10 protein-coding genes are annotated in these 14,499 nt (G+C 45.5%); 6 read left to right on the plus strand and 4 right to left on the minus strand.

Annotation, left to right across the window (positions count from 1 at the left end):
- Positions 1–196: 196 nt before the first annotated feature.
- The gene (locus IP582_RS11070) at positions 197–1,276 is read right to left on the minus strand and encodes a hypothetical protein (protein WP_193795974.1); all 1,080 of its coding nucleotides are present in this window, start codon (positions 1,274–1,276) and stop codon (positions 197–199) included.
- A 179-nt stretch (positions 1,277–1,455) separates the two neighbouring features.
- Complete coding sequence (locus IP582_RS11075; protein ID WP_193795975.1) at positions 1,456–2,193, minus strand: hypothetical protein; 738 nt, start codon at positions 2,191–2,193, stop codon at positions 1,456–1,458.
- Positions 2,194–2,711: 518 nt separating this feature from the next.
- On the opposite strand from IP582_RS11075, the gene IP582_RS11080 reads away from it, so the two are divergent.
- Positions 2,712–6,533, plus strand: a complete 3,822-nt coding sequence (locus IP582_RS11080; RefSeq protein ID WP_193795976.1) for a hypothetical protein — start codon at positions 2,712–2,714, stop codon at positions 6,531–6,533.
- A 300-nt stretch (positions 6,534–6,833) separates the two neighbouring features.
- Here IP582_RS11080 and IP582_RS11085 read toward each other — a convergent pair whose 3' ends face one another.
- Positions 6,834–7,718, minus strand: a complete 885-nt coding sequence (locus IP582_RS11085) for a LysR family transcriptional regulator (RefSeq protein ID WP_193795977.1) — start codon at positions 7,716–7,718, stop codon at positions 6,834–6,836.
- 130 nt (positions 7,719–7,848) lie between these two features.
- On the opposite strand from IP582_RS11085, the gene IP582_RS11090 reads away from it, so the two are divergent.
- Entirely contained in the window at positions 7,849–9,246 is a 1,398-nt protein-coding gene (locus tag IP582_RS11090; RefSeq protein WP_193795978.1) for an amidohydrolase family protein, read from the plus strand.
- A gap of 14 nt (positions 9,247–9,260) precedes the next feature.
- Positions 9,261–9,734: a DMT family transporter gene (locus IP582_RS11095; protein ID WP_193795979.1), complete on the plus strand. Its 474-nt coding sequence runs from the start codon at positions 9,261–9,263 to the stop codon at positions 9,732–9,734.
- Positions 9,735–9,880: 146 nt separating this feature from the next.
- Here the strand turns inward: IP582_RS11095 and IP582_RS11100 are convergent, their stop codons facing one another.
- Positions 9,881–10,735 carry a LysR family transcriptional regulator gene (locus IP582_RS11100; RefSeq protein ID WP_193795980.1) on the minus strand — a complete coding sequence of 285 codons (855 nt, stop codon included), beginning with the start codon at positions 10,733–10,735 and terminating at the stop codon, positions 9,881–9,883.
- Between the two features lie 100 nt (positions 10,736–10,835).
- Here IP582_RS11100 and IP582_RS11105 point away from each other — a divergent pair, with 100 nt between their 5' ends.
- From IP582_RS11105 to IP582_RS11115, 3 genes are all read left to right on the plus strand, one after another.
- Complete coding sequence (locus IP582_RS11105) at positions 10,836–11,693, plus strand: DMT family transporter (RefSeq protein ID WP_193795981.1); 858 nt, start codon at positions 10,836–10,838, stop codon at positions 11,691–11,693.
- 25 nt (positions 11,694–11,718) lie between these two features.
- A complete protein-coding gene (locus tag IP582_RS11110; protein WP_193795982.1) occupies positions 11,719–12,636 on the plus strand; it encodes a M14 family metallocarboxypeptidase in 918 nt (305 codons plus the stop codon).
- Positions 12,637–13,083: 447 nt separating this feature from the next.
- Entirely contained in the window at positions 13,084–14,400 is a 1,317-nt protein-coding gene (locus IP582_RS11115) for a site-specific integrase (RefSeq protein WP_193795983.1), read from the plus strand.
- Positions 14,401–14,499: the final 99 nt, after the last annotated feature.

Genomic DNA, 14,499 nt, shown 5'->3' on the forward strand with positions numbered 1-14,499 from the left:
GAAGGTTTAGCTACCAGTCCAACGTGTCAATTAATGGTGAACAGGTCAAGGTGTTTTTAATATCCCTGCATCATCTGAGACGATTTTGCGCGACAGAATTTACGGCTTATCAGGGGGCGTTCTTGAGCACCTACTCCTCTGAAAACATAATAGGCTATGTCTGTGACCTGCTCTTCGTTGATAAGGTTAGCGAATATTAATCTGAGTCCATTTTCCCAAACTCTGTAAGGCCGAAAACGGAACTCCCTGAAACATGAGCTTGTAAGCCCGCTTCCTGCATTTCACTCAATTCCACTTCCTGGCTATCCTCTAACCCGATAGAGAACATGGGATGAGCCCAGTTCCAATTCGGATCAGGAACCAAACTATTATTCTCTATCTTAAAAAAACTGACCATGAGATGATGGCTTCCCTGTATCGCCTCGTCATCATCGATGTTGACCAGTACACCAAAGTGCTTGTAGCCTGCTTGTCCATTCTCGAACATTTTTATCTTCGTGCCATTTCTGAACATCCACACAGAATGATTACCAGTGGTATCAGTGACTTGCCAGTTATATTCGTCAATTTTCCAATTAAGGTATTGTTTGATATCAGACTTAGGTTTGAGTTTTTTGTCATTACTAAACCATTGTATTGCCGAGAGTGAAGGGTGAAGGCCTTCCGGCTGGGGAGACTGACCTGCGGCAATGGAATACATGATCTTTGTCATTGATGGAAGCCCCATCAAATGCCATACATCATGGATATCCTTTTTAAGTATAAGAAGCCCTTTGGATACGCCATCCGCGTAAGTTGACTTTAAGCGGACAAGTATGTCCTTGTTACCATCTTTGTCGAGATCTTCAATGCTCACTGAAGAAGCCACGACTTCGTCATCCCCTGCATCCGGGATGATTGCCCAATACCCAATATCGTAGAATCCAGGTCTGCCAACCACTTTATCTATCAAACTCTGCCCGGAGGGTTCGAAGATCATCAGGAAGCGGCTAGAGGCACCATTTGTGCTCACAGCTCTTCCGTAGACTACTACGGAGTTTGAGGTGCTTAGGTCGAGGGACTCACTCGCCACTGAGTCAAACGCCACTGAGTATAAATGTGTGGCAAACTGCTGCTGGATGCAGGCTCGAGCCATTTCAACTAATTTTTCACGAACATCAGCAGATCGGATTGGCTGTGAGGTGAAATGGAAAAGCCCTACTGTAGCCACTATGCATATTATTCCCGATATAACGGTACTTATAACCTGCTCCTTTACAACTTTCACAACTTTCATCAATAGCTCCTTCAACTTCACTTCTGGCTCCTGAGTACTATTAAACTTTTCATGGGAAAATCCGATTATTATTAATTGGATCTTTAGGACAATATCAATCCTGCCCGCACCTAATAGCTATTTCCGATTGAGCGCACGAAATTACTGCAGCCAGCAGAAGCAGAATTGTCAGGTACTGCTTAAAGATTCTCACTGATTTTCGTTTGGTAAGTTAAGATCGCGGTGTTCAACTCATCAACATAGCGCTCAAATTCATCCACGACATACAACAGAAATCGTTCATCCATCAGTACATTATTAAAAATAGTAATTGAAACGCCAGCGTTCTCAGCTATAGCGCGAGGAATGGCTCGCAGGAGTCGCTTTTCAGAGTCAGTTTTTTTGGTTTGCTTACAGGAAAGCATCTTATAGTTATCTGCTATACCATCGCTATGGGCCATAATATTTCTGATCACTGATAGATGATCGATATCCTTAATGTTTCCACCGCCAAAATTCTCTTTGAGGCGTTTATGGCAATCCTCAACTGTCTTGTGTATTTTATTAGTAACCTTACCTGATAGGTCATCCATAAGTTCTAGGCAATCAACCATACGGTGTTCAAACAGACCAAATATGGTTAGAAAGGCTGAGCGGCGAGTAAGTTGCGCTATCAGGTGCTTGTATTCAGATTTAACTTCATTTTCATCATACCCTACGCATGATCCGCATGTATAGTATGTGCGTTGAAACGTTGTAATCCGTCCATCTTCATGATGTTTTTCATCTGGAAACTCTCCTGGCTCAATGGCCTCGGGCTTATCGACATCACTTAGCGCACGGGATATATTTGCTTCTGCCTGCTCCGCAAGCATTTTCATTACGGGAATTGAGGCGGTCGCTCCCCATAACTTTGCGTTAAAGAAAAATTTTGCCACACTCTAAATCTCCATTAAAAACAGATTGTTGACCTCAGATTCTATCGTTAAACTAATAAGTATCCTAACCAAATGGAGCCTATGTTTTTGTTATTTTGCCTAACGATCCGTAATGTTGTAGTGGCTCATTAAATTTGGTGATCCTAACAGAGGTGCATCACGTCCGCTTGGCACAAAGCGGAATTCAGGGGCAGCCACGATGTCACAGGTCAGAACGGCAGATCAGGATGAAACGATGAGTGCCGCTTAGTCGCTGATTCGGCGTCGGGCTGACTTATTCACTCATAGCAATAATAATCACTATTTATTTCAAAAAAGACAATAATCCAGATATAGCAACAATTCTCACCTATTAGTACTTTCTATGCAGCAATGTCTTCCTTCTTCTCCTGAGATCCGAAAACCCCAAAAGCCGGAAACCATAAAAACCTGAGGTAAGACAGGTCCAGCTCGGCTTGTGATAGAACTTAAAAACAATTGGTGAAATACTATCCAAAATAATAAACGGACTGATTTAAATGATAATGTTTACACCGTGGCTGATGCCTAACCATGCAGAGAATGACGGCGGTGAAGTGTGTTCTTTTGGCTATGAAGCGCTTACCCCTACAGAACTGGAGCCTGAAAAGGCCAGAAGCTATATAGATGCGCTGAATTTTGCGTATGAGCAACGCGACATCAGGAACATTGCAGTCACAGGCCCCTATGGTGCCGGTAAAAGTTCAGTAATAAAAACATGGTGTAAAGCTAAAGACGGGGCACTACGAGTGCTAACCGTTTCTCTTGCAGATTTTGACATGCAGAACTATGCGGATGATGCCAACACAAGTAGCGCGGAGGGCAGTAAAGAGGAAGAAAAGAAAACTATAAGCTCCGTCGAAAAATCTATTGAATACAGTATCCTGCAACAGATCCTTTACAAGAATAAAAAACATGAGCTACCCTACTCACGTATTGATCGTATCTCATGTGTTACTGTGGAGCAAATAGCGCAGTCCGCAACGTTGCTCACGGGGATCATGCTACTGACCGGGATAGCACTTTTTTTCCTGGCCCCGCATTACGTCACGGCAAAGTTATCCTTGCCGGAAGTATTTAGCCGTTATCTCCTTGAACGTCCTTTTGCGGCACGGCTGGCAGGAGTGGTGGTCTCTTTGGCAGGCTCGTTAGGATTGCTTCTAAGCCAGTTGCATCGCATTGGCATATTTGATAGGAAAGTAAGTCTGGATAAAGTGGACCTCCTGAAAGGGGCAGTTACAACACGGCCATCATCTCCCTCATTACTGAATATCTACATTGATGAGATCGTCTATTTTTTTGACTCAACAAGGTATGATGTGGTGATATTCGAGGATCTTGACCGTTTTAATTCAGGTCGGATTTTCATAAAGCTTCGGGAAATTAATCAGATAATCAATAATTGTCTTTCCGACCGGAAGCCCGTAAAGTTTATTTATGCTGTCAGGGATGGAGTTTTCAACTCCGTTGAATCCAGAACGAAATTTTTCGATTTTGTCATGCCAGTGATTCCTGTCATGGATAATCAGAATGCTTCCGATCATTTCAGTAAAAAATTCAAAAAAGAAGAACTCAAAGAACAAGGGTTAAGCGAATGTATTGCCCGTATCGCGACATTCATTCCTAATATGCGGGTGATGCATAACATCACGAATGAATTTCGCCTTTATCAGAATATTGTTAATAATCGCGAAAATCTGACAAAACTTCTAGCCATGATAGCATACAAAAATCTTTGCGCAGAGGATTATCATAGCATAGATAGTAAAAAGGGAATTCTATATAATTTTATCAAAGAATATATAGATCGTGATATTCAAAATGACATACTGGCATCGACTGATAATGATATTGAAGAGTCCAGAAAGTTACTTGAAAAAATTGAGAAAGAAAAAAATGAAGGAAGGAAGGCGCTCCGCAAAGAGTTACTTGAACCTTACATAAACGAAAACCACAAGCATTTACTGATCTTTCAGACTGACAGGCGAATAACGCTGGAAGAGGCAATCGAAGAAGAGGAGGTTTTTTTTAACATTTTGAATGAACGAGAGATCAATACTGTTCTTATAAATCAAAATCAGTATTTCTTTAAGACAAGTGGCAATGAAACAAAACGCCTGAGAAGTGAATATAACGAAAGATGTCCTATAGTTGATGCTAAAAACAACGATGATTTAAAAAAAATTAAATCTAAGCTTTCCTCACTGGATTCGCTTAAAGAGAAAATTTATTTTGAGACAGTGTCTGAAATTTCCATCAGGTTAACGAATGCACGATTTATTGAATGGATTAAAATCCAGTCTGAAGCAGGGGTAATTCTTGATCACGGTGATAATGAACAACATGGTTTCATTTTCTTTCTGCTTTCAAATGGATATTTATCCACAGATTATATGTTCTATCGTTCTATCTTTATGGCGGGAGGATTAAGTGAAAATGATAATGCTTTTCTCAAGGCTGTTATGGCTGGTAGTGAACCGGAAAAAACATTTCATTTCCATCTGGATAATACTTACAACGTTATTGACCGCCTCAGAAAACTGGGCGTTTTACAGCGCTATAATGCCCAGCATCCTGCTGTGATAACGTGGTTGCTTGACAACGATGCCCTTACGCTAAGGCAAAACCTTATGCTTTTACTCGGCCTTGACGAGGGAGGGAAAAGTCTGTTTCTGCTGGAAATGACACTGAAAGATTGGTCAATAGAGCAACGGCTAAGATATCTGAACTTTTTTGTTTCTCATGAAGACATTCTGATGAAACTGGTCACGCTGCTTTGTGAGCATATCCACCTTTCAATAGTGCACGAAATAACGGCCTGTTTATTCTGCGTACAAAATTCTGGCAGGCAACTAATAAGAGTGAGTAATATTCATTATATAAAAAGACTCATTAATACTCAGGTGAATATCCTCAATAGTCTACCTGACGGATATAGCAATTTTTTTATTGAAAATATCCGTCAAATGAATATTAAGTTACCGCACATACCTCTGGCCGATAATGAGGAGCAAAAAGAGTGTCTTCATAACATAGTCAGTCTTGGACTTTTTTCTTTCAGTGATGTAAATATAGAAAATATCTGTCGCTCTTTAACGCGGGATACGAACATAAGTCAGGGGGAATTCTTACGTCGCCCCCTGATGCTGATTGAATCGCTACATATTCCGCATCTGGAAACGGTAATTTATGAAAATATTAATGCGTTTATTTCTTCGATTTTTATTAAATCTAAAGAGACCAATCGTGTTCATGAACTGCTTGGCTTAAAAAATATTTCTCTTGACACTACTGAACTGTTGATCAACGAGATGGAATTTCAGGTCGATGCGCTAAAAACAATCACTAACCGGACTGACAATCAAAATATAGATAATCAAATTAAAAAAAGAAATATATACAGCATGCTAATTAATAAGGACAGGGTATTGCCTTCAATATCGAACCTTGTCCAATTACTGCATGACGATGAAATTGACCATCGTAGCGAAGTTGTTCAGTGGGCAAACGATAACGATACCAATTTAAAACCATCAGAAATGATTTTTTCATCTTCTCATGGAATAAATAACTTCCTTGTGAAGTTTATTTGCTCACCGCACCTCCATGAAAAAACACTGTTACTCCTAATTCCTTGCTTTAAAATTTGCTTCATTGACGTCCCCAAAACAATTTCTCTGCGTACTGCTGAGGTGTTGTATTCAGAAAATAAACTTGCACCAATACTGGACGTTTTTACTGGATTATATACCGCTCTGTGTGGTGACAAGCAAAACACAATGAAGATGAATACACTGCTGAGCAATTTAATTGCCGATTGGCCTCCACTGCTATCCTCAGATCCTGACGAAATTTTTTATATCGAAAACGATTTTGATGTGGAGCTGGCTCGTATGATATTCGATCATCATCGAATTAACGATAATTCTAAGGTGAGAGCGTTGCGATGGTTAAAAGATAAAGATCCGGCGCTTCTTGGGCAAAGTCGTATTATGTCTTTGCACACCCTCGCTAAATTCAACCGCTGGACGTTAGAGGATGCCCTGAGGTTACCGCTGCTTAGGGCTTGCCTGACTTCCGGAGATGCAGATAAAAATATGGTTACAGTGGTGCTGAACAGTTTTGCCAATGTGAATTATCATGGTTTGCTACCACAGGAACGGTTCAGAAAAATACCTCATAGTCCGGAATTATGGGAACTGGCTGAGTTACTCAGTGAGGCAGGGTTCATTCACCCCCCTAAACTGGGTTCAGGACGGGATGCTCAAAAAATTGTCATCACTCCGCCTCGCCATTACTCCGATGGTGAGTCTGAAGAATGACTTTGCGCTGCAACCCTTTTTGCTCCTTTAAATGCAGGATTGAGTTTGAATTATTGCTATAAATGCATTATTGCGTCTCAGTGAACAATTCAGTCGGATTGTCATAATAATTGCAGTAATCATTAACTTCCCCACCGCAGATCCGGTTTCTGTTAAAGCCGGATCTAAGCTGGCTACTTATCAGAAAGATTAAGAAGGTAAGCTGAGATCCGATTCCTGGTTTGAATGGCATACTTCTGGCGCTGGCAAGACTGTCCGTTTTGAGCGAAAAGCAGACGTTCGCACATCGTAGCGGCAAATTTAAATGATTCCGGCTATCCAGTCCGCAAATGCACGTACCGTGGGAGAAAGGAAGCGTTGATGTGGGTACAACAAGGTAACCGGGACTGAAGGCGGCTGCCATTCAACCAGAACCTCGACCAGCGTTCCCTTCTGCAGATGTTCAGACACAATATTCTCAGCAAGCTGCGCAAGCCCGAAACCTTCAAGACACATTTTGATATAAATCCCTGTTTCGTTAACGGCCGCATCACCTTTAACGGGGACGGAAAATGATTCAGTACCACGCGTAAAACGCAGTTCATTCTTTCGTCTTCCCGAAGCGGAAAAGTAATGGATCGCTCGATGCTCCGATAATGCTTCTGGCGTCTCAGGGATACCATATTCCCTGAGATAGCACGGAGAGGCGCAGGTTACCCAGCGAAACCGTCCAAGCGGGCGGGCAACCAGCGTGGAGTCAGTTAATTCTCCGGTTCTGATGACACAATCCACGCCTTCTTGTACAAGGTCAACTTGCCGGTCGCTTATGCCAATCATCAGATAGATATCCGGATAGAGCCGGTAGAAGTCTTTAAGATTTGGCATCACGATGAACTGGGCGATCCCACCAGGCATATCCACCCGTAGCCGACCCTGAGGTCGCCTGACAGAATCGGTCAGGCTGGATTCAGTGTGTTCAATTAACGACAAGATCTCCCGGCACCGGGCAAGATACTGCAGGCCTTCAGGGGTGAGGCTCACTCGTCTTGTCGTCCGATTAAGCAGACGCACCTGCAGATATTTCTCCAGATTTTTAATCGTGCTGGTGACGGTGGAAGAAGGTAGCGACAGTGTTTCTGCTGCGCGTACAAAGCTTCCGGCCTCAGCTACACGTAAAAAAACCTGCATCGCCTGTATCCGATCCATTGTCCTGCTCCGTGCAAAGCGTGAATCTTATTATTCGTAAATTATGAATTATGAAAACAGTTTAAGCATCTTTTTGGGTTAAATGTCATGACGTATCGTTTCCCCATAATTCAGGAATGAGGCAACGTTAATGATCGATTACATCAGAAATATTGTTAAAAACCAGACTGTAACACCGCCAGCGACCTTGATTCGTGGCGCAACGGTGCTGAGCATGGATGAGAGCATCGGTAACATTGAACGCGGTGATATTCTTATCACCGGATCAACCATTACCGCGGTGGGAAAGAATCTTGACGTACAGGGTGCCCATATCATTGATGCCACGAACATGATTGCTATGCCGGGCATGGTCGATTCTCATCGCCACTCATGGGAAGGACAGCTGCGCCGCATCAACCCGAATGCAACCTGCCTGGAAGACTACAGCAACGCCACGCACTTTTCGTTTGCGAAATACTATCGCCCGTCTGATATTTATGTCGGTAACCTGCTGACTGCTCTCGGTGCCATTGATGCAGGTATCACCACCATCATTGATAATTCGCACAACAGCCGCACAGCTGAACACTCGGACGCTGCCGTGGAGGCCCTGCTTGATTCAGGCATTCGTGCCATTCATGCCTCCGGTGCCCCGGTATCAGGAGAATGGGACAGAGCACACTGGCCGGGTAATTGGCGAAGACTGCAGGAGAAGTATTTCCGGAATAACCCTGAAAGCCTAGTGTCTCTCGCAGTCATGGCACAGCTGGAGCCGGAATTATGGACTGAAGCCCGCCGACTGGGGCTACCCATTGTCACTGAATTCTTTGGGGCTGAAATGAGCGCCGAGCTTGAATCGTTGCATCAGCAGGGCTTACTGGGACCGGACAATATTTTCAATCACTGCACTGCGCTGCCGGACGAGGGATGGAAAATTCTCAGGGAAGCCGGTGTCCGGGTGAATGTCTGTCCGCGCTCTGATTCGCACTATGGCATCGAAAGCGGGATGTTCGCTATTGAGGCCGCGCTGCGTCATGGCATCAAACCTGGCTTAAGCGTTGACAATGAAACCTCATACAGCACCGACATGTTTATGGAAATGCGCGTGGCATTTTACCTGCAGCGTGTTATGGGCATGCATAAGCAGCACTGCTGTGGCTCAGACCATTCGCTAACAACGCTCCCGGCAGCGCAGCTTCTCAAGGCAGCGACCGTCGACGGCGCCTACTGTGCAGGGCTGCAGAACAAAGTAGGTAGCCTGACGCCAGGCAAACAGGCTGACATGATCCTTATTAATGCCGGCGACATAAACCTCTATCCGAACGGAAACGCCTTCGGCACGGTGGTACATGCCACGGAACGCAGCAACATTGATACCGTCATGATCGGCGGGCGCATCGTTAAGCAGAACGGCAAAGTGCTGGGTGTCGACAGCGACCGCCTTCGCGCCGCCATTGATGAATCTCGCGAGCACCTTTTTGCGGCAGCAGGGTATAAGCCAGACATCTTTGTGGAAAAATTCCTGCCGCTGGTCCAGGCAAACTGACAGAGGTGAACAACATGAGCACGATTTATTATTTGATAGCTTTTGCAGCAGGTCTGGGTATTACCCTTCAGACGACACTGAACAGTCAGCTTGCTAAAGGGCTCGGAGGGGATCCGGTCACCGCCGCGTTGTTTTCCTTTGCTGCCGGGGCGTTCAGCCTCGGAATTTACTCTCTGCTACGTGGAGGGCTATTCATATCCCTTGCAGCTATTCCTTCGCAGCCTGCATGGAGCCTGATGGGCGGACTGATCGGTGCCTGCGCATTATTCAGCTATGTCGTGCTCGCACCAAAAATCGGTTTTTCAGCCCTGCTCGGGCTGGCGATTGTCGGACAGCTACTCTCATCACAGGTGATCGACCATTTTGGCCTGCTGGCCGCGGTAAGGCGGCCAGTCTCGTTGCTGAGGCTGGGAGGAATGCTGGTCATGCTGGGCGGTCTCGCCATCATGCTTTTCGGCGATCGGCTCTCTGCACGTTTTCTACAGTAAAGCCTTTACCTTACCTGGATATCATCAGGGAAGCTAAACGAAATTTTGAGCACAATTATAACAAAGACCGCTCCTGACACGCAGCGGGCCAAGTAACTGAGCTAAAGGTCTGCACTGAGCGAAAAGCGGATATTTTTGTCCATCGCTTATCTACTGAGTTGAAGCTTGATCTCATTCACCAGGAGCTCATTTAACGTGGAGTTAGCTGTGTTATTGCGGGAAATAACTACAACCTCCAGTGACGGTAATGCCGGTAATTGCTCTGAATTTATGATCTTTAAAGATTCCGGGACGCTACACCGTGTCAGCACAGCAACGGCCATGCCACTTTCAACAGCTGCAATCTGGCCTGCCACATAGGGGCTGCTGTAAGCGATCCTGTAGCCGTAAGGTAGCTGTTCAAGGGCGGTCATCACTTTTTTGCGGGCTTCACTGCCATATTCGTAAACGGCTACAGACAGACACCGGTCCTCTCTGATTATGCTGTTTTCCGCTCCAGTCCATACCAGTTGTTCACTGAAAAGAAAGTCTCCGCGTCCGGGTTTATCCCGGGTGACAATGGCGACATCAAGCATCCCAGATTCAATTTTGGGAATGAGAGTCAGGGAGGGTTCGCAGAACAGTGAGATTTCTATTGCCGGATATTTTTCCCCGAATGCTTTGAGTACATCCGGAAGATACCGGACGGCGTAATCATCAGGGATCCCCAGGCTGATTTTGCCGTTTACATTCGAACCTGCCAGGCTTTGCATGGCCTCTGTATACACCCCCAGAATTCGTTGGGCATGCACTAACAGCTCCTGGCCCGCCAGGGTTAGGGTGAGTTTTCTCACCTCGCGGTTGAAAACCTTACGCTCAAGCGCCTCTTCGATTTTTTTGATGTGCATGCTGATCGCGGATTGCGAGCGGCAGAGCGACGACATGGCTTCTGTCATTGATCCCGTCCGGGCCACCACGATAAAGGTTTTTAACCAGCTGATTTCGAGTTGCGAGTTGCTCATTTTTACCTATCCGATATTCGAATCCTGTTGCCGTATATTATTCATTTTACGGATAACACCTGTATGGGTAAATTCGCCTCAGCGTTTTGTGAGGTGACAGATGCATAATATCAGGGCATATCTTGCCATCCAGCTATGTACCCTTTTGTTTGGGTTGTCCGCCCTTATTGGTGAGCATGTCCAGAGTGAGATTACTGCGGTTGTATTTGGAAGAAGTCTGTTTGCTCTTGTCCTCCTGAGTGGCCTGCTCTGCCTGTCAGACAACGTTCGTCCTACGGTCCCCTGGCGTGACAAAAGCAAACTGATGCTGAATGGTGCGCTGTTAGCCGGACACTGGTTCTGTTTTTTTATGGGCGTCAGGGAAGGAGGAGTCGCGATCGGTACGCTCGGGTTTGCAACGTTCCCGGCCTTTGTCATTATCATTGAGTCTGCTCTGGCAAATAAAAAGCTGGCATATTTGGATATGGTGCTGATGACAATGATTGTGGCCGGCGTGTATATATTAGCGCCGGTGAACACCAGATATGCAGATGCCATGAATGGGTTGCTGTGGTCTCTCGCTGCTGGTTTCAGCAATGCACTTATTATTATCTTTAACCGGTATATACCTGTTCGGGCCTCGGCAACTCAGTCTTCCTGGTGGCAGTGCGCCGGATGTTTAATTACAACCCTGCCCGGTGGTACGACGGACCTGTATTACAGTAACGGTCATGATATTGTCAGCATTGGCATTCTGGGCTTTTTATGTACTGGACTCGCATACTGGATGCTCACCTGGGGGCTACAGAGGTTACAGGCGCGCACGGTGTCAATGATGATTGTTCTTGAACCTGTTTATGCGCTGATACTCGCCTGGCTGTTCTTAAATCAGAGGCCCGACGGTCAGACCATCGCGGGAGCAATGCTAATCATCAGCGCTTCCCTGTTATCGGTCCTGTTGCCAGCCCGCGGCCGCTGAAATTTTTAATTCTTCAGAGGGAAGTATGACAATTCAACAATTTTACCCGATCGGTACCCCAGGCAAGCCCTGGACCGGGACAGAAAAGCAGATATGGCAACAAAGACAGACGCGTGTCAAAAGCTATAAAAATGATGTCCTCGACGTGCTTCAGGCGCTTATTAAGCGCTATGACATCGTTCAGTATGGCGAGTTGCAATATGGTGATGATTTCTATCCTCTGATGGCGGCAAAGTCACAGGACTGGGATCAGACGCTCCCTGTTGCCCTTATTACCGGCGGTGTTCATGGGTATGAAACAAGTGGTGTTCTTGGCGCTCTGGAATTTTTGTGCGATTGTCAGGAAGAGTATGCGGGGAAATTAAACTTGCTTGTTGTACCCTGCGTCAGCCCGTGGGCGTATGAACGTGTGGCCCGCTGGAATTACAATGCCGTCGATCCTAACAGGCAATTTTTCGCCCAAGGCAGCGCAGAAGAATCGACAAGCTTAATGCAGCTCGTTTCCGGGATAAAAGGGCGATTTCTGGTTCATGTCGATTTACATGAAACGACAGATACAGATGAAAGTGAGTTCAGCCCGGCGCTCGCGGCAAGAGATGGTCAACTTTACGAACCAGAATCTATCCCGGATGGATTTTACCTCGTCAGCGACAGACAGAATTCAAGGCTCGACTTCCAGCGTGCAATTATTGACGCTGTGGAGAAGGTTACACATATCGCCCCAGCTGACCATGAGGGGAACATGCTTGGTTTTCCAGTAGTGAGCCCGGGCGTGATTGAGTACGACAACGGTGCATATCATTTATGTGCCACGATCACCGGAGCCCCCTTCACCACAACCACTGAAGTTTACCCCGACAGTGCAGAAACCTCTCTGGAAGAATGTGTCAGGGCACAGGTAGTGACTATCCGTAAGGCTATCGATTTCGCCTTGTCAAACTGATCGCCAAGGCCAGAGAAAAAACTTCTGGCCTAATTTTCATCCAACATCAACGTCCGCTTCTGGCACCCAGCAGACGTTCGTAGAGCTTACATGCTGTACACAGAAAGATTTTTTGTAGGGCATTAAGTGGGAAGGGGGTTCTTATAGGGCTTGTAAGTATCTGGCGATGCGCCATGAATAAAGATCCCGAAAACTATGGATATCTCGTATGCACTGTTTGCATATACTATAGGTTGAATTGTAGGTTTTAATTAAATTTCAATAAATATCTATGTTAATCAATAATAAAACACCAATGCATCATTGGGGTGTGGGCGTCGAAATTCTCTAGTGTACTCATCAGTTTATGATGTCCATTTTCTTAAATTTTAATGAGTTAGTGATGTTTGTTGTTCTCATTGAGTTTCACGTCTCATTGATTTTCATGAATGCTGGGGCATTTCATAAATGCGCAGATTGCATGATAACGGAGTCTGTGAGGGAGGAAAACCAGAGGGAAGGCCGCTGTTGTTTAAAACGAGAGAAATGGTGAGGTCTGGTGACAAAGATAAGGCTGATATTAGCGAAATTCGTGGTTTACGTTTCTTCTGTGGTGCGGCAGGTATTAAGTCTTATTTCTACCGCTACACGAGTCCTGTGACAGGAAAACTTGCTCGGGTCAAAATTGGCAACTTTCCGCAGACTTCTCTCGCCGCTGCACGTCTTAAACTCAACGAATTAAAGCTCCTCCGTCAGGAAGGTCGGTGCCCTGCATCAGAACTCAAGCAGGAAAAACAACTTCGTGCAATCGATGCTGAACAGGCCAAAGTACCTGAATTAACTGTGCAGGGATTAGTTGAGCTCTACCTGACTGAGCGCATTGAGGACCGCAAAACTAAGGATGGCAAAATCATTCCGGGGGCCCGGAAGAAGAAAGGGCAGGATGAAGTGCGCAGAACACTGTATGCCGATGCGGTAGATAAGCTGGGCGATCGAAATGCCGCTGAAATAACACGCAATGACGTGATTACGCTTATCAATGGCATTGTTGCCAGAGGAGCAAAAGTACAAGCCGGTAACGTTCTACGGGAGCTCTCATTGGCCTATGAGTTCGCTATCGGTTTGGGACGTTTTGATGCCAGCTTTGCTAATCCCGCGCTGTTGGCAAAGTCCAGCCTCCGTCAGACTCGAATCAAACTTACCAATAATCGTGGTACGCGTGTGCTGAGTGAAGCTGAGCTGAAAAAGTTTCTCCAGTGGCTGCCGGGCTCTGCTTTTTCACCGACAATCAAAAACGTGCTTCGTCTGACCTTATGGACAGGTTGCCGTACCGGTGAAGTTTGCAACATGGCGTGGAAAGATGTTGATCTGGATAAAGGTACGATACACCTGAGAGAGACGAAAACAGGCGTGGAACGTTACGTTCAGCTATCGACACAGGCTATAGATTTCCTAAAAGTGCTCCGCCTCAACTCGGACACCTACCTTTTTCCGTCTACACGAACGAGACGACCAATCCAGCAAAAGTATCTGACGGAGAATGCGTGGCGCTTACGTGAATCCGGCCAGATGTTAGATATACCGAGCTGGACGCCACATGATTTACGGCGGACAGTGCGTACTGGACTATCACGGCTGCAATGTCCTAACGAAGTGGCAGAGGCGATTTTGGGGCATACGAAAGGTGGTGTTGAAGGGATTTATAACCTCTACAAGTATGATGCAGAGTGTAAGAAGTGGTTGCAGATTTGGGCGGACAAACTGGGTGATATTTTGCATGAATAATATATAAATGTTCTATTCTTCGATGTTTAGGCTCGAGTGGTGAAATATTATATATCTTGATTTTGATTAAAATTTTAATATGTTAATATTGTTATCCGG

Origin of the sequence: Citrobacter sp. BDA59-3 (genome assembly GCF_015167655.1) — a bacterium.
Lineage (GTDB): Bacteria > Pseudomonadota > Gammaproteobacteria > Enterobacterales > Enterobacteriaceae > Phytobacter > Phytobacter diazotrophicus.

Coding starts and splice junctions, on each gene's coding strand:
- IP582_RS11110 (WP_193795982.1), top strand. CDS start 11,719: ATGACAATTCAACAATTTTACCCGATCGGTACCCCAGGCAAGCCCTGG.
- IP582_RS11070 (WP_193795974.1), bottom strand. CDS start 1,276: ATGAAAGTTGTGAAAGTTGTAAAGGAGCAGGTTATAAGTACCGTTATA.
- IP582_RS11100 (WP_193795980.1), bottom strand. CDS start 10,735: ATGAGCAACTCGCAACTCGAAATCAGCTGGTTAAAAACCTTTATCGTG.
- IP582_RS11090 (WP_193795978.1), top strand. CDS start 7,849: ATGATCGATTACATCAGAAATATTGTTAAAAACCAGACTGTAACACCG.
- IP582_RS11080 (WP_193795976.1), top strand. CDS start 2,712: ATGATAATGTTTACACCGTGGCTGATGCCTAACCATGCAGAGAATGAC.
- IP582_RS11085 (WP_193795977.1), bottom strand. CDS start 7,718: ATGGATCGGATACAGGCGATGCAGGTTTTTTTACGTGTAGCTGAGGCC.
- IP582_RS11115 (WP_193795983.1), top strand. CDS start 13,084: ATGCGCAGATTGCATGATAACGGAGTCTGTGAGGGAGGAAAACCAGAG.
- IP582_RS11105 (WP_193795981.1), top strand. CDS start 10,836: ATGCATAATATCAGGGCATATCTTGCCATCCAGCTATGTACCCTTTTG.
- IP582_RS11095 (WP_193795979.1), top strand. CDS start 9,261: ATGAGCACGATTTATTATTTGATAGCTTTTGCAGCAGGTCTGGGTATT.